General features: G+C 72.2%; 18 protein-coding genes and 2 pseudogenes. 12 read left to right on the top strand and 8 right to left on the bottom strand.

Going from position 1 to position 22,208, the window contains the following annotated elements; all coding sequences use genetic code 11:
• Positions 1-45: 45 nt before the first annotated feature.
• On the bottom strand, positions 46-453 hold the full coding sequence (locus OG289_RS12475; RefSeq protein WP_327320655.1) for a hypothetical protein: 408 nt from the start codon (positions 451-453) through the stop codon (positions 46-48).
• Positions 454-613: 160 nt separating this feature from the next.
• Entirely contained in the window at positions 614-1,396 is a 783-nt protein-coding gene (locus OG289_RS12470; protein ID WP_327314072.1) for a hypothetical protein, read from the bottom strand.
• A gap of 540 nt (positions 1,397-1,936) precedes the next feature.
• Between OG289_RS12470 and OG289_RS12465 the strand changes: the two genes are divergently transcribed.
• Positions 1,937-2,641, top strand: coding sequence for a LysM peptidoglycan-binding domain-containing protein (locus tag OG289_RS12465; RefSeq protein ID WP_327314071.1), 705 nt, complete (start codon positions 1,937-1,939; stop codon positions 2,639-2,641).
• Positions 2,642-2,730: 89 nt separating this feature from the next.
• Here OG289_RS12465 and OG289_RS12460 read toward each other — a convergent pair whose 3' ends face one another.
• From OG289_RS12460 to OG289_RS12450, 3 genes are read right to left on the bottom strand one after another with little or no spacing between them, the layout of a single operon-like run.
• The gene (locus tag OG289_RS12460) at positions 2,731-3,390 is read right to left on the bottom strand and encodes an ABC transporter ATP-binding protein (RefSeq protein ID WP_327314070.1); all 660 of its coding nucleotides are present in this window, start codon (positions 3,388-3,390) and stop codon (positions 2,731-2,733) included.
• The gene (locus OG289_RS12455; protein WP_327314069.1) at positions 3,387-6,788 is read right to left on the bottom strand and encodes an ABC transporter permease subunit; all 3,402 of its coding nucleotides are present in this window, start codon (positions 6,786-6,788) and stop codon (positions 3,387-3,389) included. The genes OG289_RS12460 and OG289_RS12455 overlap by 4 nt, the downstream gene beginning before the upstream one ends.
• Positions 6,788-7,255, bottom strand: coding sequence for a hypothetical protein (locus OG289_RS12450; RefSeq protein ID WP_327314068.1), 468 nt, complete (start codon positions 7,253-7,255; stop codon positions 6,788-6,790). The genes OG289_RS12455 and OG289_RS12450 overlap by 1 nt, the downstream gene beginning before the upstream one ends.
• A gap of 135 nt (positions 7,256-7,390) precedes the next feature.
• Here OG289_RS12450 and OG289_RS12445 point away from each other — a divergent pair, with 135 nt between their 5' ends.
• The 3 genes from OG289_RS12445 to OG289_RS12435 all read left to right on the top strand — a co-directional run bounded on the left by OG289_RS12445 (position 7,391) and on the right by OG289_RS12435 (position 9,776).
• Positions 7,391-7,924, top strand: a complete 534-nt coding sequence (locus OG289_RS12445; protein WP_327314067.1) for a hypothetical protein — start codon at positions 7,391-7,393, stop codon at positions 7,922-7,924.
• Positions 7,896-9,173: an ABC transporter substrate-binding protein gene (locus OG289_RS12440; RefSeq protein WP_327314066.1), complete on the top strand. Its 1,278-nt coding sequence runs from the start codon at positions 7,896-7,898 to the stop codon at positions 9,171-9,173. Before OG289_RS12445 ends, OG289_RS12440 begins: the two co-directional genes overlap by 29 nt.
• Positions 9,174-9,560: 387 nt before the next feature.
• Entirely contained in the window at positions 9,561-9,776 is a 216-nt protein-coding gene (locus OG289_RS12435) for an I78 family peptidase inhibitor (protein WP_327314065.1), read from the top strand.
• Between the two features lie 140 nt (positions 9,777-9,916).
• Here OG289_RS12435 and OG289_RS12430 read toward each other — a convergent pair whose 3' ends face one another.
• Entirely contained in the window at positions 9,917-10,963 is a 1,047-nt protein-coding gene (locus tag OG289_RS12430) for a phosphatase PAP2 family protein (protein WP_327314064.1), read from the bottom strand.
• A gap of 206 nt (positions 10,964-11,169) precedes the next feature.
• Positions 11,170-12,375 (bottom strand): mannosyltransferase family protein, encoded by a 1,206-nt coding sequence (locus OG289_RS12425; RefSeq protein ID WP_327314063.1) that lies wholly within the window; start codon positions 12,373-12,375, stop codon positions 11,170-11,172.
• Between the two features lie 294 nt (positions 12,376-12,669).
• On the opposite strand from OG289_RS12425, the gene OG289_RS12420 reads away from it, so the two are divergent.
• Both OG289_RS12420 and OG289_RS12415 read left to right on the top strand, forming a co-directional pair.
• A complete protein-coding gene (locus tag OG289_RS12420; RefSeq protein WP_327314062.1) occupies positions 12,670-14,265 on the top strand; it encodes an MFS transporter in 1,596 nt (531 codons plus the stop codon).
• Between the two features lie 219 nt (positions 14,266-14,484).
• A complete protein-coding gene (locus tag OG289_RS12415) occupies positions 14,485-15,675 on the top strand; it encodes an acyl-CoA dehydrogenase family protein (RefSeq protein WP_327314061.1) in 1,191 nt (396 codons plus the stop codon).
• A gap of 42 nt (positions 15,676-15,717) precedes the next feature.
• On the opposite strand, the gene OG289_RS12410 is transcribed toward OG289_RS12415, so the two are convergent.
• The gene (locus tag OG289_RS12410; RefSeq protein ID WP_310435202.1) at positions 15,718-16,155 is read right to left on the bottom strand and encodes a cell division protein SepF; all 438 of its coding nucleotides are present in this window, start codon (positions 16,153-16,155) and stop codon (positions 15,718-15,720) included.
• Positions 16,156-16,467: 312 nt separating this feature from the next.
• Here OG289_RS12410 and OG289_RS12405 point away from each other — a divergent pair, with 312 nt between their 5' ends.
• The 6 genes and pseudogenes from OG289_RS12405 to OG289_RS12385 all read left to right on the top strand — a co-directional run bounded on the left by OG289_RS12405 (position 16,468) and on the right by OG289_RS12385 (position 22,144).
• Positions 16,468-17,652 carry a DUF5685 family protein gene (locus OG289_RS12405; protein ID WP_327320654.1) on the top strand — a complete coding sequence of 395 codons (1,185 nt, stop codon included), beginning with the start codon at positions 16,468-16,470 and terminating at the stop codon, positions 17,650-17,652.
• Between the two features lie 123 nt (positions 17,653-17,775).
• Positions 17,776-18,375 (top strand): GTP-binding protein, encoded by a 600-nt coding sequence (locus tag OG289_RS12400; RefSeq protein ID WP_327314060.1) that lies wholly within the window; start codon positions 17,776-17,778, stop codon positions 18,373-18,375.
• Between the two features lie 193 nt (positions 18,376-18,568).
• Positions 18,569-18,867: pseudogene (locus OG289_RS12395) on the top strand (F420-dependent methylene-tetrahydromethanopterin reductase); the annotation flags it as partial.
• Positions 18,847-19,062, top strand: a pseudogene (locus tag OG289_RS49640) (DUF1684 domain-containing protein); the annotation flags it as partial. The pseudogenes OG289_RS12395 and OG289_RS49640, both read left to right, overlap by 21 nt.
• Positions 19,063-19,312: 250 nt before the next feature.
• Positions 19,313-20,221, top strand: coding sequence for a S1 family peptidase (locus OG289_RS12390; RefSeq protein WP_327314059.1), 909 nt, complete (start codon positions 19,313-19,315; stop codon positions 20,219-20,221).
• A 192-nt stretch (positions 20,222-20,413) separates the two neighbouring features.
• Complete coding sequence (locus OG289_RS12385; RefSeq protein WP_327314058.1) at positions 20,414-22,144, top strand: hypothetical protein; 1,731 nt, start codon at positions 20,414-20,416, stop codon at positions 22,142-22,144.
• Positions 22,145-22,208 lie beyond the last annotated feature (64 nt).

Below are 22,208 nucleotides of genomic sequence, written 5' to 3'. Positions count from 1 at the left end.
GCGGCACCCGTCACGGGTGCCGCCCTCCAGCCATGTGCGGACCCGTCAGAAGGCCCTTCGGGGCGCCGGCGGGAGTGCCGCCGGGATGTGGTGCGTCGTGGTGGGCGTCTGCTGCTGGCCGATCTGCCCGACCCGCTGCCACTGGGACTGCTGTCCGATCCCGTGGCGCGCGCTCTGCGCCCCCGCGCTGTAGGCGCTGTAGGAGCTGCTGAACGATCCCGGGCGGGGTGGTGCGTACGAGCCCGTGCTGTACGGGATGTTCCCGAAGGCGGTGAAGCCCAGCTCTTCCTCGCCGCTGCGGTCACCCGGCAGCGAGCGGAACGTCTTGACGTACTCGGAGTAGAGAGCGTCGTAGATCGGCGTGGCCGATGGGCCGCCCGAGGATTCCTGAGCCGGTCGCGCGGACGGGATCGACTGGTAGGACGGGCGGCGGGGAACGTCGTAGGTGTGCACGTATGTCCAAACGACGCGTGCCGTGAAGAGATGCGGTTGTGCGGCCTGCCCGAAGGGGCGCGGGGCTGCGTTCATATGCGGCTCCGCCGCGTGGGCGCGACAAGCCACGAACGAACCTGTGGCCGCCGTGCAACCCGCAGTCCCCGTCCCCAAGGCGCTCTCAGATACCGGCGAGAGGGAGAGCGGCTCCCACCAACTGCCCGTTCGCCGCGGCCTTGTCGAGCGCGTCCCGCAGCAGGTCCTCCCTGGGCTGGCGCCCGATCGAGCCCACCGGCGCTGCGAACATCAGCACCTGCTGGTGCTTGTTGGCGGCGGCCCGCCACCCCTCCGTCACCTGCAGCGGCTGATGCGCCTGCCACCATGCGACCGGCTGCCCGCCGTTCGCCGAGGGCTGCAGGACGGCGTGCAGCTGCCCCATCGCCAGCAGCACGGACCAGCCGTGCTGCACCGGCGGCACCTCGGTCAGCTCGCTCAGCGGCATGAAGCCCTGCTCGATGAGGAGGGGGAGGAAGTCGTCGCCGGCGCCGGTCGTGCCGGGCCGCACGATGGGCGCGGTCGGCTCGACGACCAGGGCCGGGTGCAACTCCCCGGCGATCAGGACGAGTCCGCTGGTCACGCCGAGCACGGCCTGCTCGGGTACGACCTTGTCGGGGTCCAGGTCGACGGTGTCGCCGCTGATGGAGCGGACCGCGCCCTGGAGCTGTTCCTCGGTGACCTGGACGATCTGGGAGGGCAGGCAGGTGGCGTGGGCGAAGGCGAGGACGGCGGTCTCGTCCCCGATGAACAGGACGGTGCTGGTGCGCTCGTTCTCGGAGTCGCCCGGGGTGCGGCAGGACGTGCAGTCGTAACTGCCCGGGGCGTTGTTTCCGGCGAGCAGCCGGTCGGCTTCTTCGTCGCCGATCTCGGCGCGTACCTCGTCGCTGACGTCGAGCATGCGCGGCACGGGTGACTCCCTCGGATGCGGTGCGTGGGCGAGGCCGGGTGGCTCCGGCTCGTGGTCCGGGTGGGTCCCCGGCTCATGAAGAAGACAACGGGCGAGCTGTGGCGGGAGTCACGCTGCACGGCGAACGGAATCGAACCATCCTGCGCGTGCGGTCACGTTGCGTGCGGAATCAGGCACTCCATGTCAAGTAACGGGGAGGTTACGGAACTTGGTCCGGTGAACTGACTCACAGTTTGTTCGCGTGTCAGGTCGACAAATCATGAAATGAGTGAATGAAATAGGTAGCCGGAATTCGCCGCTACCTGCGGTAACCATCAACTGGCCTGGGACAACAGGGAGTTGGTTGATAACAGCTCGTCAGGGTCCCTAGATTGCTCCGCCGTGTGCAACGAGCACCGCTCGGGTACGTCCGCCGGCCGCGCAGAGCCAGACAACGCGCAGCATGACCGCCGACGGACGGGACGGAGCGCGACGACCGCGTCCCTGCGCGGCCGATGCGCTCCGGTCAGGGGGAGCCCGGGTCCGTAGAGAGGGATCTACATGTCCGAATGTGCCGATAACCACACCCGCAAGTCGTCGCTCAAGACGGCGGTCCTCGCCGGGGCGGTCCTGCTCGCCCCTCTCGGACTGCTGTCCGCGACCGGCAACGCCGCGGCGGCCGACAGCGGGGTGTGGGACCGCATCGCCCAGTGCGAGAGCGGCGGCAACTGGCACATCAACACCGGCAACGGGTACTACGGCGGGCTCCAGTTCTCCGCCTCCACCTGGGCCGCGTACGGCGGTACCGCCTACGCGTCCACCGCCGACAAGGCCAGCAAGGCACAGCAGATCTCCGTCGCCGCCAAGGTGCAGAAGGCGCAGGGGTGGGGCGCGTGGCCGACCTGCTCGGCGCGCGCCGGAGCGTCCGGCAGCGCGCCGTCGAACGGTTCGTCCTCCGGCACGTCGAGTTCCACCGAGTCGAGCTCGTCGAAGTCCTACTCCGGCTCTTCGGACTCGGGCTCTTCGAACTCCGGCTCTTCGAAGTCGAGCTCCTCGAATTCGAGCTCCTCTTCGGCGGCGGAGCGCTCGGCGAGCCAGACCTCGCGCGGGACGTCCCGCGGCGACTACACCGTCCGCCAGGGCGACACCCTCAGCACCATCGCGGCCCGGCACGGGCTCACCTGGCAGCGGGTCTACGCCGACAACAAGGCCGTCGTCGGCGGTGACCCCGACCTGATCGTGCCCGGACAGCGCCTCGTGCTCTGATCCGTTCCCCCTCCGGGACAAGGTGGCCCCATCCGGTTCGCGACCGGGTGGGGCCGCTACGGCTGTCCCGTCTGTCCTGTCTGTCCCGTCTATCTCGTTCGTGCTGTCCGTGCCGGCCTCTCGGCCGCCTCGCCGCTGAACACGACCGCGCCGCGCCCCAGTTCGTGGACGAGGACCCGTCGGCCGTGGAGCGCGGGCGGCAGTCGCTGCTCGGCGAGGACCACGCACGCGTCGAGCGAGGCCAGCAGGTCGTAGGTACGGGCCGCGACCGCCGGGGCCAAGCCCTGGGTCGGCTCGTCGACGAGGACCACGCGCGCGCGTGCCGACAGTGCCAGGGCACGGGAGAGGGCGAGCATGCGCTGCTCTCCACCGGAGAGGGTGCCGGCGCGGCGCGTGAGCAGGGGCTCGAGTTCGGGGTAGGGGAGGTGGTCCGGGAGGTCCGCCGCGACGAGCTCCAGGTTCTCCCGCACGGTCAGCGAAGCGAACACCGCCCGCCGTTCGGGAACCAGGCACAGTCCGCGGCGCGCCCGCTCGAACGCGGGCATCCGGGTCACGTCCGCCCCGTCCCAGATCACCGCGCCCGCGGAGAGCGGGACGACCCCGGCCAGCGCCCGCAGTGTCGTCGTACGGCCGGACCCGTTGCGGCCCAGCAGGACGGTGAGGCCGGGGGCAGGGGCGGTGAGGGTGACACCGTGCAGGGCTTCGAGGGGGCCGTAGCGCACGCGCGCGTGCCGCAGGGAGATCGTCATGCGGGGGCCTCCCGCGCGGGCAGGGCGTCGAGGACGCGGTCGGGCGGGCCCGAGGCGACGATCCGGCCGGCCGCCATCACGTGTACGACGTCGGCGAGGCCGGCGACCAGGTCGAGGTCGTGCTCGACGACGAGCAGGGCGGTGCCCTCGGCGGCCAGCGCGCCCAGCACCCGGGCGAGCGCGGTCACCTCGGCGGTGTCGAGACCGGCGGCGGGCTCGTCGAGCAGCAGCACACGCGGGCTTCCCGCGAACGCGCGGGCCAGCTCGACCCGGCGCAGCGTGCCGGTGGGCAGCCCGGCGGCGGGCAGGGACCGGACCGGCCCGTCGAGCCCGAACAGCGCCAACGCCCGCTCCACGGCCGCCGGATCGGCGACCCGCCCCTGCTCGGCGCCGACCCGGACGTTCTCGGCGACGGTCATTGACGGGAAGACGGCCAACTGCTGGAAGGTCCGCGCGATCCCGAGCCGGGTGCGGGCGTGCGCGGGGAGCCGGGTGATGTCCCGCCCCTCGAACAGCACCCGCCCGCGCGCGGGACGCAGGGTGCCGGCGAGACAGTGGAACAGCGTGCTCTTCCCGGCGCCGTTCGGCCCGACGACGGCGACGGTCCGCCCGGCCGAGACGTCGAGCCCGACCCCGTCCAGCGCGGTGAAACCGCCGTAGCGGGCGCGGAGATGACGGGCGGTGAGGAGGGGCTCGCGGGTCGGTGGGGAGGGCGGCGGAAGGTGTGCGGTGACTGCGGAGTGCGTCGGTCCGGGCGAGGCGCCCACCCGCCGCGCCGCGGCGTCCGCCGCCGATCCGACCGGTGCCGTGCCGGGACCGCTGCTCCGCCCACCGGCCGCGGCCGCGGGACCACGGACAGGGCCCGCCCGTTCCGGGACGACCGCGCCCGCACGCTCCGGCGAGGAGGCCGCACCAGAACGGCCCGGTGCGGCGGCCGGTCGGGCACTGCGCGGAGGGCCCGCCGCACTCGCGCTGCCGGGTGCGGTGGCGGGGCCGGTGCTGCCGGGTGCGATCGTCGGGCTGTCGTCGCGGGGCGTGGTGTTGGGGTCTGTGCTGCCCCGCGCGCTTTCGCTGCCCGGTGGGGTGGTCGGGCCGGTGTGGCCGCGTGCGCCTTCTGTGCTTTCGCTGTCCGGTGGGGTGGTCGGGCCGGTGTGGCTGCGTGCGCCTTCTGTGCTTTCGCTGTCCGGTGGGGTGGTCGGCCCGGTGTGGCCGCGTGCGCCTCTTGTGCTTTCGCTGTCCGGTGGGGTGGTCGGGCCGGTGTGGCTGCGTGCGCCTTCTGTGCTTTCGCTGTCCGGTGGGGTGGTCGGGCCGGTGTGGCTGCGTGCGCCTTCTGTGCTTTCGCTGTCCGGTGGGGTGGTCGGGCCGGTGTGGCTGCGTGCGCCTTCTGTGCTTTCGCTGTCCGGTGGGGTGGTCGGCCCCGTGTCGCCGCGTGTGCCCTCCGTACGCGCACCGCCACGACCGCCCGCCGTACCCCCGCCACCCGCGCCGGTTCCCGTGCCGCCCCCGTGCCGCAGGCCCCCGGCCCCCGCCCGCCTCAGCCTCGCCCGCACCCGCACCCCCGTCGGCGTCAGCACCGCGCCCCGCCGCACCCCCGCGCCGGCTCCCAGGCCCACCCGCTCACCCACCGCCCGCACCACCTCGTACGGGCCGCCCGGGAACCGGCCTGTCAGCACCGCCAGGAGCCCCACCAGTGCCGCCGCCACTCCGCCCCGGGCGCCCGCGTCCAGGCCCACCAGGAGGGCCGCCGCGGTCAGGGCGCCCAGGGGGCTGTCGGCGCCCAGGACGATCACGGCCGCGAACCACAGCAGGCCGCGTACAGGGTCGTACGCGGCCGCGTCGAAGGCCCGGAGGCCCATGCCGAGCAGGGCGCCGCCCAGTGCGGCCAGGGCGGCGCCCGAGACGAAGGCCAGGAGCTTCAGGGACGGGACCCGTACGCCCGCCGCGGAGGCGCCCGGTTCGTGGTCGCGCATCGCCGCCAGGGCCCGTCCGGTGCGGCCCCGGCGCAGTGCCCGGGTCGCCAGCAGCGCGGCCGTCAGCAGGGCGAGTTCCAGGACGTAGTACGCGCGGTCCTCGTCGAAGCCCGCGGGGCGGCCGAGGGCGAGGCCGGACGTGGCATACGGCTGGGCGAAGACGAAGCGGCTCACCCCGACGCCCACCGCGAAGGTCGCCAGGGCCAGGGCGAGGCCGTGGCGGCGGATCGCGGGCCAACCGGTCAGGAGGCCCAGCGGAGCGACCAGGAGGACCGCCACGGCCAGCGCCGGCAGTTCGGGGAGGCGGGGCAGACCCGGGAAGCGTCCGGCCGCGAGCAGCGCCGTGAACAGGGCACCCAGTCCCGCGTACGCCGCCTGCCCGAGGGAGATCTGCCCGCCGCGGCCGGTGACCACCACCAGGGACAGCAGGACCACGCCCAGCGCGGGCACCTGGACCGCCGTGTGCAGGTCCGGGCCCGCCAGGCCGAGCGGCAGCAGGAACAGCACCCCGGCCACGATCCAGGCGCCCGGCGGAGCCGCTACCCGGACGGTGGCCGGGCGCGGCAACGCGTCGCGGGCGCCGACGCCGGGCAGGACCAGCGCGGCGATCAGGAGGGCGACCACGAACAGGTTCGCGCCGACCGCCTGTAGCAGCGGCGCGCCCCAGCCCGCCGGGTGCAGCCGGGTCAGCTGGCTCTGCGCGATCCCGATGCCCAGGGCGACCACCACCGCGATCGGCAGGCTGCGCATCCGCGCCGCCACCGCGACCGCCACGACCTCCATCACCAGCAGCGGCAGCCCGTACGGGTCCAGACGCACGTACGGCGCCAGCAGCACGCCCGTCAGACCGGCCGTGAACGCCCCGAACGCCCAGCCCGCCGCGGCCACCCGGTCCGCGTCGATCCCGCCGAGCACGGCCAGCTCCCGGTCGTCGACCACGGCCCGCAGCTCCCGCCCGAAGCGCGTCCGGCGGATCACCGCACCGACGCCGACCGCCAGGACCAGCACCACGGTCAGCTGCCCCCACGGATCCGCCGACACCAGCTCCGGAACGTCGTCCCGCGCCCCCTGCCCCCACACCAGCGCCGCCCCGCCGACCAGCAGCACGAACACCCCGATGGACGCGACGAGGGTCTGGGCCGGGTCGTCGCCGAGGACCGCCAGGGGACGGAAGACGAACCGTTCCAGCAGCACCCCGACGCCCGGCGCGAACACCAGCAGCGTGACCACCGCTGCCGGCCACAACGGCCAGCCCCACCCCACCACGCACTGCCGCAGTACGTACGCGCTCACCATCGCGATCGCCCCGTGCGCGAAGTTGAGCACGCCGGTCGCCCGGTAGGTGACGATCAGGCCGATCCCGGTCAGTGCCGCGGCGCTGCCGACCGAGAGGCCGGCGAGCGTGAGGTCGTAGGGGAGGGAGGACATCAGGAGTCCGCCGCGTCCGGCTCGCAGATGGGGCACGGATCGAGGTCGCCGCTCGCCAGCAGCTTGCCGTCCACCGGGACCGCCGCCGCCTTCCCGGCGACCAGCGGGCAGTCCGCGCGGTGCCACAGCGTGCCGCCCGGCACCATCCGCAGCTCGCCGCTGACGGCGATGGGCGCGGCCGTCACCGACTCCTCGGCCTCGGGTTCGGCGGCCACCAGCAGGCCGTACAGCTCCTCCACGCGCGCGGTGGCGGCGTACGCGCGCCCGTGCGTCAGCAGGACCGCCCCGGCCACGATCAGCGCGGCGCCCGGGATCGTGCAGGAGGCGAGGTAGGGCAGCTGCCGTTCGGCGAAACGCTCGCCCGAGACGCCGTACCAGCCGACCACGCACAGCACCGCCCCCGCGGCCAGTGAGGCCCAGCCGGCCCACAGGACGGGGTGTACGGTCCGCAGTCGTCCTGTCCGCATCTACGGCTCCCACATGTCATGCGTCTGTCCACGTCGGCTGTCCATGTCGGCCTATGGCTTGCACTATGCCTTCTGCAAGCTGACCCTGAAAGGACCGGGCGCGCACGCCCGGACCGACACCCGGTGGTGAGCCAGATGGTTCTCGGGAGTGACCTCAGGCGGGGGAACGCACGGTGGGGCGCGGCACTGGCGACCGCCCTCGTCCTCCTCTTCGGTCCGGTCCTCGCGGCCTGCGGCGACGACGGCGGTGGGGGCAGTTCCAGTACGCCCCCGGCGGCGACGACGAGCGCGCCGGCCTCCGCGCCCGCCGACCGGGCGGCGGCCGAGCAGCAGATCCGGCAGAACTGGCAGAAGTTCTTCGACCCGGCCACCTCCACCAAGGACAAGCAGGCCGTCCTGGAGAACGGCGAGCAGATGGGCCCGATGCTGCATGCCTACAGCGGCGACCAGCGAGGGGGACAGGTCGCGGCGAAGGTCGGGAAGGTCGAGTTCACCTCACCGACCGAGGCGACCGTGACGTACACCCTCACCCTCAACGGTGCGACCGCCCTGCCGAACGCCTCCGGCAAGGCCGTCCTCCAGAACGGCACCTGGAAGGTGTCCGTCACCGCGCTCTGCGCGCTGGTCCGGCTGAGCGGCGATGGCTCGTCGTCGGTTCCGGGCTGCTGAGACCGCCGGCGCCGCGCTGCTGCTCCTGCTGAGCGCGGCCTGCGGCAGCCGGCTGCCGCAGAGCGACTTCGAGCGCTCCCCGACGCCCGCACAGGCGGCCGTCCGCGTCGGCATCATCACCAGCGCCACCAGCCCGGTCGGCGGCAGCGCCTTCACCGGCCCCCGCGACGGCGCCCAGGCGTACTTCGACCGCCTCAACGCGCGCGGGGGCATCGACGGCCGCCGCGTGGAGGTGCGGCTGTGCGACGACGGCGGGAGCGGCGTCGGCAACAACACGTGCGTACACCGGCTGCTCGACGAGGACAAGGTCGTCGCCCTGGTCGCGACCACCGCCCTGGACTACGCGGGCGCCTCCCGTGTCTCCCACGCGCGCGTGCCCGACATCGGCGGCCAGCCCATCGGCGCGGCCTACGACACCTGGCCGCACCTGTACGGCATCTACGGCAGCCTGGCGCCTCGCGACGGCACCCCGGGGTGGGACGGGAAGCTGTACGGCGGCACCGAGGTCTACCGCTACTTCAAGCGCGAGCACGGCGCCCGTACGGCCGCCGTCGTCTCGTACAACCAGTCCGCGTCCGCCGCCTACGCCCGGCTCGTGGAGCGGGGCCTTTCGGCCGAGGGGTACAAGGTGGTGAGCGAGCAGGTCGACTTCGCGCTGCCCAACTTCCGCGCCGCCGCGGCCGACCTGAAGGAGCAGGGCGCCGACCTCGTCTTCGACGCCCTCGACACGCACGGCAACGCCCGGCTGTGCGAGGCGATGGACCAGGTCACCGCCAAGGTCACCGCCAAGGTGACGAACGTACAGAACTGGACCTCCACCGTCCCCGAGGACTACAGGGACTCCCCGAACTGCCGCAATGTCCTGTGGGCCACCGGAGCGAGCCGCAACCACGAGGACACCTCGCAGCCGGCCGTACGGGAGTTCCGGGACGCCACCAAGGGCCTGAAGACGCACTCCCAGTGGCAACTGGAGGGGTGGGCGGCCGCGAGATGGTTCACACAGGCGGCGAGGTCGTGCGCGGAGAACGGCGTCACGCGCGCGTGCGTCGACGCCTTCATGAACCGCAGCCAGGGGTACGACGCCGACGGGCTGCTGCTCCCCGTGCGGTTCGAACGGCTCGCCGAGCCGCCCGGGACGAGGCGGACCTGTCTGTCGGTCGCCCGCTGGCAGGACGGCAAGGGGTGGGTCACCCAGGGGGAGATGACCACCACCTGCTTCGACGTACCGCAACTGGCCTACACGCCGTGAGACACCCGGGGTCCCGCCGCGCTCGCCGACCGGGGGCGTACAGGGACGTACGGGGCGTACGGAGGGTGTGGGGGGGAGTCGTGTATTTCCTATGAGCAGTCAGCTCCCGTGATCCGCGCGGAATGGGAATGCGACGGGGTCCGGGTGCGGTTCTCCGTGCGCTTTCCACGGCGATATTCGGGATGGCCGGACGACGCGCGGGAATTGCGTTCGAATACACGCGTAAGGCGTACGAAACCGCTCGTACCTGTGACGATCCGCTGTGCGGCGACTGATGTCATGGCGGTCGAAACACGTGTCGTGATCCTGTGACAGAAGTGTGACCGGAGTGATCCACGGCATCGGTTCGGGGTTCCCGGGACGCGGCTCGCGGCCTAGCGTGGCGGTATGGCACCGAATCCCACTCCGCCAGCGGAGCCCCAGGACAATCCGGACGGGTACGTCGGCCTGGAGGCCGCACGGGCCGAGCGGCTCGCGCGCGAACGGGGGTGGTCGACGGTGCGCTCGCTGGCGCCCGGCACGATCGTCACCATGGAGTACCGCTTCGGGCGGCTGAACTTCGAGGTGCGCGAAGGTCACGTGGCCCGCGCCTGGAAGGGCTGAGAGGTACGAAGGGCTGAAGGGTACGAAGGGCTGAGAGGTACGGCGAAGGCCCCGGTTCCTGCTTCGGGAACCGGGGCCTTCGTGCGCGGGACCGGGCGGTGCGTACCGGGGCCCGCCGTGGTGGGGCGTGTTCGCGGAGGTCAGCCGCCCGTCAGGGGGCGGGCGGCCGCCGTCGAGGCCGTCGTGCCGCGCGGGAGGCGGTCGGAGTGCGGTGGGCGGCGGCTGCCGACCGGGGTGACCGGGGTGCGCTCCGAGCGGGTCGTGTGCGGGCCGGGGGCCAGGTAGACCGGGGCACGCGGCGAACGGGCCGGAGCGACCGGCTCGTGGGCCGCGGGCGCCTCGTCCTGCGCCGTGACGCGCGGCTTGAGCGCCACGGGTACGGCGACGGGCGCCGCCGGAACCGGAGCCGGAGCGGGGACCGTCCCGGCGCGACGCGCACGCCGGCGGTCGCGCAGGGCGAAGATCGAGACCTCGGCGCGGGCGATCAGCGGCTCGCACCAGGGCAGCGCGAGCAGCACCAGCAGACCCGCGGCCCAGCCGAGCACCACGTCGCTCAGCCAGTGCGTACCGAGGTAGACGGTGGTGAGGCCGACGCCGAGCGAGACCACCGCGGACACGGCGGACAGCCAGCGGCGCGCCCTCGGCGTGGAGGCCAGATACGCCAGAATTCCCCAGGTCACGACGGCGTTGGCGGTGTGGCCGCTGGGAAATATATCGCCGCCCAGGCCCATCTCGTTCGAGCCGATGGTGGTCGCGTAGTGCGGTCCGAGCCGGCCCATGCCGAGCTTCGCGGCGCCGACGGTGATGTTCAGCAGCAGCAGCGAGGCGCCCAGGGTGAGCATCGGGCGCAGGGTGTGCTGCCGCCAGGATCTCCAGCCGAGCCAGGCGGCGACCATCACGGCGGTCGGACCGCGCTGGCCCAGGACGACGTAGTAGTCGAGGAACGCGTGGATCTCCGGCCACTGCTGGTACGGCCGGAAGAACATGACCTGCCAGTCGAGGCGGACCAGCCACGAGGTGATCACCACGAGCCACACGATCGCCAGGTAGAAGGCCAGAGTCGCGACGAGCAGGGCGACCCGGTGCCTGCTCATCTTCGGCACATCGATGTGGGCCGGTCGTTCCGGCTCACGGTCGAGCCTCGCGAACACCCGGTCCAGACGGGTGAGGTTTTGTTCGGTACGCACCTAAACGACGTTACAGCGAGTGAGCTCGAGACCCGGCTGATTCCGTCGGTTTGTGATGACGATGTGATGTGGGATTGCTCTCAGGGGGGTGTTAATTCCTCTGGAATCACTAATCATCGAGGGCCGTTCCCTGCAATTCCTTTGATCATTCCAGGGGATAGTTTTAGGGAACTTATGAAAAGGTTCACCGAAAAGCAGGACATCTCTTACGGAGGACCCGAGCCGTTCAGCCACCACGCGCCGTACACGGCGGAAGCCACCGCGACGCACCCCACCACCAGTGCCGACCTGGACGTCCGCAGCCGGGCCAGGGCCAGGGCGAGCGGCAGCAGCAGGGGGAAGGCGGGCAGCAGCAGGCGCGGCTTGGAGCCGAAGTAGCTCGACGCGCACAGGGCGAGCGCGAGGACGGCACCCGCGTACACCAGCAGCGGGAGCGGCTGGCGCTGCCGTACGCAGACGGCGTACAGCCACAGCAGCAGGCCGACGCCGATGATCAGTCCGAGGCCGGCGAGGGCCGACGGGAACGACGTGAACTTGTCGGCGACGAAGCGGGCGAAGGCGTACCCGCCGTCGAAGCCGTTGCGCCAGCCCGCCTGGACGTCGAGGTAGCCGAGGGGGCCCTTACCGGTGCGGTGGCCGACCCACAGGACGTATCCGACGGCGCCGAGGGGCGCGAGAAACATGCCGAGGGCGCGCCTGGCGGCATGCGCGCCGGGCTCGGGCGCCGTGCTGCGGGTTCGCGCGATCGAGGCCGCCGAGGAGGAGGGCTTCCGGTGACGGAGGAAGGACGTCACGCCCGCCGTCCATACCGCCGCGACCACCGCGAGCCCCACCGGGCGGGTCAGCCCGGACAATGACGCGAGTACCCCCGCGGTCACCCACCGGCCGGTGAGCACCGCGTACAGCGACCAGGCGGCCAGCGCGGTGAAGAGCGACTCGCTGTACGCCATCGACTGCACGATCCCGACGGGCAGGACGGCCCACACCAGCACCGCGCACACCCCGGCCCGGTGCCCGTACACGTGACCGGCGACCGCGAAGATCCCCCAGGCCGCGGCGAGCGAGGCGAGCAGGGACACGACGAAACCGGCGTCGGCGTACGACAGCGGGGTCACCGCGTGCAGAAGTCTTTCCAGCCAGGGCAGCAGCGGGAAGAAGGCGAGGTTGGAGTGGACGTCGCCGTTCGGCAGGCGGACCTCGTACCCGTATCCCAGCTCGGCGACCCTCGTGTACCAGAGGGCGTCCCAGCGGGCGGTCAGCAGCGTGTACGCGTTCTTGTCGCGGGCGGCGCTCCACAGGAAGAGGGCGAGCAGGCCCAGGGCGCGTACGGCCGCGTACCCCAGGAGGGCGGGGGCCGCCCGGCGCAGGGCCGTGGAGCCGGGGGGCGTCACGCGCGTCTCAAGATCGGTCACGGGCTCGATTATCGACGGGGTGCTCGGCGACGGGGACCGCCGGGGAGTGCGGGCCGGCGCCGGAAATGCGCGGGAAGTGACACCGGAAGCCGCCTGGGAAGTGGCGTACGCCACACGGGTTGCCTGTGGACGGTGAGAGGTCCGCCACGTGGCCCTGGCGCGAACTCGCGTACGCTGCGTTCCACTCGTGTTCGTTTGCGCGGGCCGGAGACCACCGCTCCTCTCCGGCCGAGTCGCGGGGAGTCCCCACTCCGTGAGCCCGCCGAACCGAGGGATCACCTGGGAGGTACGTACATGTCCGGGACGACCATGGCCGCCGCTGGGTTGCGCCGTCGGGCGGCCGGGGCCGGTGCCAACCGCTGGGTCGTCCTGGTGGTGCTGTGCGTCAGCCTGCTCCTGGTCGCCGTCGACGCGACCGTGCTGCACGTGGCGGTGCCCGCCGTCACCGAGGACCTGCGGCCCGGCGCGATCGAGCTGCTCTGGATCGTCGACACCTATCCGCTGGTCTGCGCCTCGCTGCTGATCCTCTTCGGCACGCTCGGCGACAAGGTCGGCCGCAGACGGATCCTGCTGCTCGGATACGCCCTGTTCGGCGTCGCCTCCGCGCTGGCGGCGTTCGCCGGGAGCGCGCAGGTGCTCATCGTGGCGCGGGCGCTGCTGGGCGTGGGCGGCGCGATGATCATGCCGGCGACGCTGTCGATCCTGCGGCAGGTGTTCCCGGACCGGCGGGAGCGGGCGCTGGCGATAGGCATCTGGAGCGCGGTGGCCGCGGTGGGCGCGGCGGTGGGTCCGCTGCTCGGCGGCTTCCTGCTCGAACACTTCTGGTGGGGCTCGGTCTTCCTCGTCAACATCCCGCTGATGCTGGTCAGCCTGCCGGTGGGCCGGATGCTGCTGCCCGAGTCGCGGGGCGCGGGGGACGGCCCGTGGGACGTGGTCGGCGCGCTGACGGCGGCGGTGGGGCTGTTCGCCGTCGTGCTGGGCGTGAAGCGGCTGGGCGGCGGGGAACTGGGGCCGTTCACCGTGGTGCCGCTGGCGGTGGGCGCGGTGCTGATCGTGGTGTTCGTACGACGTCAGCGGCGTCGCGTCCATCCTCTGGTGGACCTGCGGATGTTCGGGCGGCCGGCGTTCAGTACGTCGGTGGGGTGCATCGTGCTGGCGATGCTGGCGCTGGTCGGCCTGGAGCTGATCGCGGCGCAGTACCTGCAGCTGGTGCTGGGACTGTCCCCTCTGGAGACGGGCCTACGACTGCTGCCCCTGACCTTCGCCGCGATGGCGGCGGGGCTGGCCGGGGCGCGGCTGCTTCGGCAGTTCGGGCCGCGAAGGATGGTGTGCGGGGGGTTCGTGCTCACCGCGGTCGCGGTGCTGACGCTCACCGCGATGGGCGGGTCGGACAACGCGGGGCTGCTGCTGGCCGGGTTCGTGCTGCTGGGCTTCGGCCTGGAGACGACGTTGTTCGCGGCGTACGAGTCGATGCTGAGCGAGGCTCCGCCGGAGCAGGCGGGCGGGGCGGCGGCGATCGGGGAGACGTCGTACCAGTTGGGGGCGGGGATCGGGATCGCGCTGCTGGGCAGTGTGATGAACGCGGCGTACGCGCCTGGACTCGCGTCCGTGCCGGGCGTGCCGGCGCCGGCGTCCTCCGCGGCGGGGCATTCGCTGGGCGAGGCCTACGAGGTCGCCGGGCGGCTCGGGGGGTCGGCCGGGGGCGCCCTGCGTCGGGCGGCTCGGGACTCCTTCGTGCACGGACTGCATGTCACGCTGTTGGTGAGTGCGGGGTTGTTGCTGCTGGGGGCGTTGATGGCGTTGCGGTTGCCGCGGGTCATGCAGTGCGAGGCCCCTTCGGTGGAGCTGCCGGGGCCCAGGGAGGCCGCGGAGTCCCGCGTCTCCGTGTGAGTCCCCCACCCGCGTGCTGCCCGTGACTCTTGGACAGGAGGTGGGCGTCGCCCGTGGGGCGCGCCGTCGGCGGCTGCGCCTTGCGGGGCGCGTATGCACGTGCCGTGCGCGCACGGGATGTGTCGGGCGTGTACTGGACGTGTGGGGCGTCGCGTCGTAACGTCGCCGGGGCACCGTGACTAGCGGTGCTAGTTTTTGGTTCCTGCCGGAGGCTGTCGTATGTCCGCGTCCTCGAAGTTGCCCCCCTTCGACCCCGCCGATCCGCTCGGGATCGACGAACTGCTGGAGCCGGAGGATCTCGCGATCCGTGACACCGTGCGCGGCTGGGCGGCGGACCGGGTGCTGCCGTATGTCGCCGAGTGGTACGAGCGCGGGGAGCTGCCGGTCATCCGGGAGCTGGCGCGCGAGCTCGGCGCCATCGGGGCGCTCGGGATGTCGCTCAGCGGATACGGGTGCGCCGGCGCCAGTGCCGTGCAGTACGGCCTCGCCTGTCTCGAACTCGAGGCCGCCGACTCCGGCATCCGGTCCCTGGTCTCCGTGCAGGGTTCCCTCGCCATGTACGCCCTGCACCGCTTCGGCAGCGAGGAGCAGAAGCGGACCTGGCTGCCGGGGATGGCCGCGGGCGAGATCATCGGGTGCTTCGGGCTCACCGAACCCGATCACGGCTCCGACCCGGCGGGCATGCGGACGTACGCCAAGCGGGACGGCTCCGACTGGGTGCTCAACGGCCGCAAGATGTGGATCACCAACGGGTCCGTCGCCGGGGTGGCCGTCGTCTGGGCGCAGAGCGACGACGGGATCCGCGGCTTCGTGGTGCCCGCCGGCACTCCGGGGTTCTCGGCGCCCGAGATCAAGCACAAGTGGTCCCTGCGGGCCAGCGTGACCAGCGAGCTCGTGCTCGACGACGTGCGGTTGCCCGCGGACGCCGTCCTGCCGGAGGTCACCGGGCTGCGCGGACCGCTCAGCTGTCTGTCCCACGCGCGCTACGGCATCGTGTGGGGCGCGATGGGAGCGGCGCGCTCCTGCTTCGAGACCGCCGTCGAGTACGCGAAGACCCGCGAGCAGTTCGGGCGGCCCATCGGGGGTTTCCAGCTCACCCAGGCCAAGCTCGCCGACATGGCGGTCGAGCTGCACAAGGGGATTCTGCTCGCCCATCATCTGGGGCGGCGCATGGACGCCGGCCGCCTGCGTCCCGAGCAGGTCAGCTTCGGCAAGCTCAACAACGTACGGGAGGCGATCGAGATCTGCCGGACCGCCCGTACCGTCCTCGGCGCCAACGGGATCTCGCTCGAATACCCCGTCATGCGGCACGCGACCAACCTCGAGTCGGTCCTCACCTACGAGGGCACCGTCGAGATGCACCAGCTCGTGCTGGGCAAGGCGCTCACCGGACTCGACGCCTTCCGCTGACCCGGCCCGGGGGCCGAGGCAGGGCCGGTGAGCGGCCCTGCCTCAGCTCTGGTTGAAGAAACCGTCCGTCCGATGCGCGGACGGGTCTCCGTTCACGATCTCCGTGTTGGCGGGGGACAGCAGGAACACCCGGGTGGACACCCGCTCGATCGAACCCCGCAGGCCGAAGATCAGCCCGGCCGCGAAGTCGACGACGCGCTTGGCGTCCCCGGCCTCCATGGCCGTGAGGTTCATGATCACCGGCACACCCTCGCGGAACAGCTCACCGATCGCCCGCGCGTCCCGGAAACTGTCCGGGGTGACGGTGCCGATCCGGCGGCCCTTCTCCTCGGCCGTGTCCGTGGCCACCTTCACGCGGGGGTCGGTGACCCAGGCGTCCCCGGAGTCGGTCCCCTCGGAATAGTCGTCGTCGTAGTAACGCTCGTCATCGTTGTCGTCGACGAGGCCAAGCCAGGCACTCGCCTTGCGCACCGATCCCATGGACGCCTCCTCTCACAGCGGTCATTCTGCTTTCCGCATTCCCCATGGTCGTCCATGATGCGGATGTCGCGCCAAGTGGATAGACGCCGCGCGGGGGGTTTGTGACGGTACTGGTGCACAGCGAATCCGTCGAGAGCCCGCGTCTCCCAAGGGTCGTACCGCGTACGGCTGCTGACTGTGAGTGAAATATGATTCTTCGTGGCGGATGGGTGACGGACGGTGCGTCCGGGTGAACCGAGTGCCCCCGATCCGGCGTGACAATCGGTCGATAGCATGCGGCAGCTCAATGTCTCGATGACGACGGGGGATGTCGTGTTCGGAATCGTCAGGCCGTGCAGTCACCGGCTCGGTGAGGGCCTCAAGACCCAGTGGATGGCGCACCTGTGCGGGCTCTGTCTCGCGCTGCGCGGCGACCACGGGCAGTTCGCGCGGGTCGTCACCAACTACGACGGGCTGCTCATATCGGTTCTGACGGAGGCTCAGGCCGAGCGCACCGCAGCCGGAGGGTGGCGGCGGACGGCCGGACCGTGCCCGCTCCGCGGGATGCGCACCGCGTCCGTCGCGCAGGGTGAGGGCGCCCGGCTCGCGGCCGCCGTCTCGCTGGTGCTCGCCTCGGCCAAGGTGCGCGACCACGTCGCCGACGGGGACGGGCTGCTGGCGCGGCGGCCGGTCGCCGTCGCCGCGCGCCGGGTCGCCGCGAGCTGGGGGCGGGCCGGGGAACGGAGCGGGGCCGCCGTCGGGTTCGACACCGCCGTCCTCGTCGACGCGGTGGACCGGCAGGTCGGCATCGAGGCGCTCGCCGGACCGGGCACCCCGCTGTTGACGGTCACCGAGCCGACCGAGACAGCCACCGCCGCCGCCTTCGCGCACACCGCGGTCCTGGCGGGCCGGCCGGCCAACGCCGCGCCGCTCGCCGAGGCGGGCCGCCTCTTCGGACGGCTGGCCCACCTCCTGGACGCCGTCGAGGACAGGGCGGCGGACGCGGCGGCGGGTGCCTGGAACCCGCTGACGGCCACGGGCACCCCGCTCCCCGAGGCCCGCCGGCTCGCCGACGACGCCCTGCATGGCATCCGGCTCGCCCTGCGCGACGTGGAGTTCGCCGACAGCAGGCTCGCGCATCTGCTGCTCGCGCACGAGCTGGAGCGGTCGGTGGACCGGGCGTTCGGGACCTCCTCGTGCGGGCACGCACACGGGCCGGAAGGGGCCTTCGGGCCGCCCACTGGGCCGTACGCCCCACAGGGACCGGCGGATCCGAGCGCTCCCGGCAACCCCTTCGGCGGTGAGCCGCCGCGCCCCGACAAGCGGGGCTTCTGGGCCGGGTGCGCGGTCGCGCTCGGGCTCTGCTGCACCTGCAAGGCGTGCTGTGCCGACGAGTTCGAGGGGCCGTGGTCGAGGAAGAGGCGTGAGGGATGGTGCAGCGACGGCTGCGACTGCGACTGCGGCTGCTGTGACGCGTGCGAGTGCTGTGAGTGCTGCGCCTGCGACTGCTCGTGCTGACGCGGCGTCACGTGCCGTGTGTACGCGCTCATCGTCCGTGGCGGACGCTGCCACGGTGAGCGGCGAGCATCCCTGGGCCGTATCTCCCGCCAAGGATGCGGACGCTCGAAAGGACCAGGACCCATGCCCGGGCGCTCTGACAAGACCGTGCCGCTCGCCGTGAAGATCGTGGTGAGCGGGGGCCTCGGCGTCGGCAAGACCACCTTCATCGGGGCCGTCTCCGAGATCGAACCGCTCGACACGGAGGCGGCGATCACCCAGGTGTCGGTGGGCGTCGACTCGCTCGAGGGCGTGGAGTCCAAGACGACGACCACCGTCGCGCTCGACTTCGGGCGGATCAGACTCGATCCGACCATCGCGCTGTATCTGTTCGGGACGCCCGGACAGGACCGCTTCTCGTTCCTGTGGGACGACCTGGTGGAGGGCGCGCTGGGAACAGTGGTCCTCGCGGACACCCGGCGCATCGAGGAGTGTTTCCCCGCCCTCGACTACTTCGAGGCCCAGGGCGCGCCGTTCGTCCTCGCGGTGAACCGCTTCGACGGGGCCGAACGGTTCGAACTGGAGGAGGTCCGGGAGGCGTTGGGGCTCGGCGCGGACATTCCCGTGCTGGAGTGCGACGCGCGGGAGCGGGGGTCCGTTCGGGATGTACTGGGTGCCTTGATGGATCGGGTGATCGGGGTCCGGGCCGCGCCCAGGCGTCGGTCGGCGGTGGCGCGAGGGTGAGGGGAGGGCGCGGGTGCGAAGGCGAAACTGGCGAGGAGAGAACGTCAAGGGGCGCCCCGAACACGGCCGCGCAGTGGGTCGGCTCAACAGGAACAGGACCACACGCGACCGAAGTCGATGTGGCAGCGGGTGACCAGCCACTGCTGCGGATGCCTGGGCCAAGTGCGAGAAGAGGCGGGCCCTGACGGAGGGGGCCGAGAAGAGGCGGGCACGCTCCAAGAAGAACGGGCTGTCGATCCGGCGGACCGTGAGCGAGGCGGGTGCCCCGGCAGTCGCATCGGCACGCCCGAGGCGGTCGCCGCGGAACTGGAGACGTTCGTGGGGCAGGGTGCCGCCGACGGCTTCACCCTCGTACCGCACCTCAGGCCCGGCGGGCTCGACGAGTTCGTCGACCGGGTGGTGCCGCTGCTCCAGTGGCGCGGCGCGTTCCGCACGGAATACGAGGGAACCACCCTGCGCCCGCGCCTCGGGCTGCCCGACCCCACGGGAAGAGCTGATCGAGCGTGGGCGGAGGGCTATCCGGACGGTCGACTTCCGGACATCCGGCGTCCCGCGCCCCGGCGCACCCGACGCGGACGGACGCACGACGGTCGCGTCAACCCTTCTGTACTGCCTTCGTGCACCTTCGCCGACGCTTTCAGCTGCCCCGTCCCGCCGTCGGGGAACACCTGTGACGTGGTGGTCGAGGCAGGGCGGCGCAACCTGGTCCGAGCTGGGGAAAGAGGGCTGCGAGAGGGGTCAACTCACGCAGTTCGTTCAAGGTCTGACGGCCGAAAGGCGCCCTTGCGCCGACCGGCCGTTCGGCCGAATACTCCCCCTCAGCGCTTGTCAGGGTCACGGCGTGTCCGGAATCCGGACGAACGTCGGTCCTGGCTGCGCCTCACGGGCCCCGACCCCACACGACGGGCCCCCGACTTCCCCTGGGAGGGAACGAAACGTGAGGATCAAGCGCACCACCCCCACCACCCCCACGAGCGGCATCTCGAGACGGACCCGGCTGACCGCCGTCGCCACCGGACTCGTGGCCGCGGCCGCCATCGCGATCCCCAACGCGAGCGCGGCGGACACCGCCACCTTCAGTACCGCACAGCTCAAGAGCGCGAGCACCTCGGTGCTCAACGCGGACGTCCCGGGCACCGCCTGGGCCGTCGACAGCAACACCAACCGGCTCGTCGTCACCGTCGACAGCACGGTCTCGAAGGCCGAGATCGCGAAGATCAAGGAGCAGGCGGGCAGCAACGCCGGCGCGCTCACGATCAAGCACACCCCGGGCCAGTTCAAGAAGCTGATCACCGGCGGCGACGCCATCTACGGCGGCGGCTACCGCTGCTCGCTCGGCTTCAACGTGCACAGCGGGAGCACCTACTACTTCCTGACCGCCGGTCACTGCGGTGAGGTCGCCTCCACCTGGTACTCCAACTCGGGCCAGAGCTCGACGCTGGGCACGAACGTCAGCTACAGCTTCCCGACCAACGACTTCGCGCTGGTGCGGTACACCAACACGTCCGTCGCCCACCCGAGCTCGGTCGGCAGTCAGACGATCTCCAGCGCGGCCACCCCGAGCGTGGGCACCACGGTCTACCGCCGCGGTTCCACCACGGGTACCCACAGCGGCCGGGTCACCGCCCTGAACGCCACGGTCAACTACGGCAGCGGCGACGTCGTCTACGGCATGATCCAGACCACGGTCTGCGCCGAGGGCGGCGACAGCGGCGGCCCCCTGTACTCGGGCACCGTGGCCTACGGTCTGACCTCCGGCGGCAGCGGCAACTGCACCTCCGGCGGCACGACCTTCTTCCAGCCGGTCACCGAGGCACTGAGCTACTACGGCGTGAGCGTCGGCTGACGGTCCCGCCCGGCGAGTTCCACGACTGAAGGGGCGAGCCCCCGTACGCGACCGGCGTGCGGGGGCTCGCTCCCGTCCGGGAGCACGGCGGTTCGGAACCCGTTCGTCCGGCTCTGACAAAGGCGCCGCCCGGGCTTGAGTTCTTGTGAGCACTGCGCGATCGAACGCTCCGCACGGTTCTACGGTCCGGCTATGAACACGAGTCGCAGCAGAGGAAGAACCGCGAAAGCCCTGCGCAGCGCCGTGCTGGCGGTGCTGCTGGCCACCGGGACCCTCACCGCCGCCGCCCCGAGCGCCCAGGGGGAGACCGGGAGGACCGAGACGCCCGTGGCGTCGACGGGTCCGGTCGCCGGGGTGACGGAGTCGGTGGTGCGGGTGAAGGCGCCGTTGCCGGCCTCCTTCGGGGCGCGTCCGGCGGCGTGCGACTGGCTGTCGTACCTGCGCTACCGCTCCGCCGACGGCCCCGCGGCCTCGGCCGACGCGGACCGGATCCTTCTCGCCCAGCCGGGCATCCTGGAGGGAGCCGGAGCGTTCGACGGCGTCGCCCGCAACACCGTGGCACGCGCCGCCGAGCAGGGCCGGCACATCGAGTTCTGGGCCCTGGACCGGCGCTCCAACTGTCTGGAGGACCACACCGGCACCGACTCCGGCGACCAGCACACGGCCGTCGACTACTACTACCGGGGCAGGCAGGTCGACGGGCGCACCTTCGCCGGCTTCGTCGGCAACGAGCGCCTGGGGTGGATGGCGAAGCTCGGCATCGAGCAGACCGTCCGCGACCAGTACGACCTGCTCGCCGCAGAGTTGCCCGACCAGGGCGTGCGCAAGCGGAAGGTGCTGTGCGGCGGCCACTCGCTCGGCGGGGTCGTCACCGGCTACTTCGCGGCAGCCGACTTCGACGGCGACCGGGCCACCACCGCCGACGCCGGTTACAACCAGTGCGCCGGCTACTTCGCCCTCGACACCACCGTCTCCACCTCGCTCGCCGACCTCAGCGGCAGCATCCCGGACGACACCAACCTGCCCGACATCGGCCTCGGTTACGGTGTCGTCCAGGCCGGGCTCGACAGCGGATTGCTGTCGCGCTCGCTGTCCGCGCCGGTCCTGCTCAACCCCGAGACCATGACGCTGCTGGCCATCGCCGGCGTGGGCGCCGTACGGGATCCGGGCGGCGAGGCCGACCTGCCGGCCTATCTCCCCTCCACCACCAACATCGAGGCGACCAACCGGTTCCTGTTCTCCAAGGACACCGCCGCCTTCCTCACCGGCTCACCCGCGGTGAAGGACTTCCGGCTCACCAACGCGGCGGTGCTCGGAGCGCTGCTGGACGACAACTCCGTACCGCTGGCGTTCCTGCAGAGCAGCGTCGGCTTCTTCGACGGCGGGCCGGTCGCCGACAAGAGCTTCCCCGTCGCCAACGGCGGTGACCGGCAGCCCGGGCTGTTCGGCGTCGCGTACAAGGCCATCCCGGACCGGCCGCACGGGCCGCTGTACACCTGGCGCGACTACGACCGCGTCGGCGACCCCGACGACCCGGGGTACCGGTCCGCCGACGGCACCCCGTTCACCGCCGCCGACAAGGAGGTCACCGACCTTCGGGAGCTGGCCCGCAGCCTCGCCGAGCAGCCGCTGGACTTCACCGAGCAGTACTTCCCGACCAAGCTCGTCACCGATCTCGAACTGGCCGACTCGCCGCAGGTGAAGCGGCTCGTCGCGCACCCGGAGGGGCTCACCGCCAACCCGACGCTCACCGTGCTCGCGGGCGACGGGCTGCTGGCCGGCCGCATCCCGGCCGACCTGCACCCGATCGTCGCCGACGGCTACCAGCACCTCGACGTGCTGACCGCCGCGCCGGTGCAGAACAACGGCCGGCCCGAGCCCGTCTCGGCCGGCCTCACGGAGTTCGCACGGGATCCCCGGTAGCCGGCGCCGGCCGCACCCGCACGGAAGAAGGGCCCGGGAGGAGCTCCTCCCGGGCCCTTCAGCG

It is taken from the genome of Streptomyces sp. NBC_01235 (assembly GCF_035989285.1).
In the GTDB taxonomy this organism is placed as follows: Bacteria; Actinomycetota; Actinomycetes; order Streptomycetales; family Streptomycetaceae; genus Streptomyces.
The sequence above is the reverse complement of the archived record's forward strand: the minus strand, read 5'-3'. Positions and strand labels throughout refer to the sequence as shown.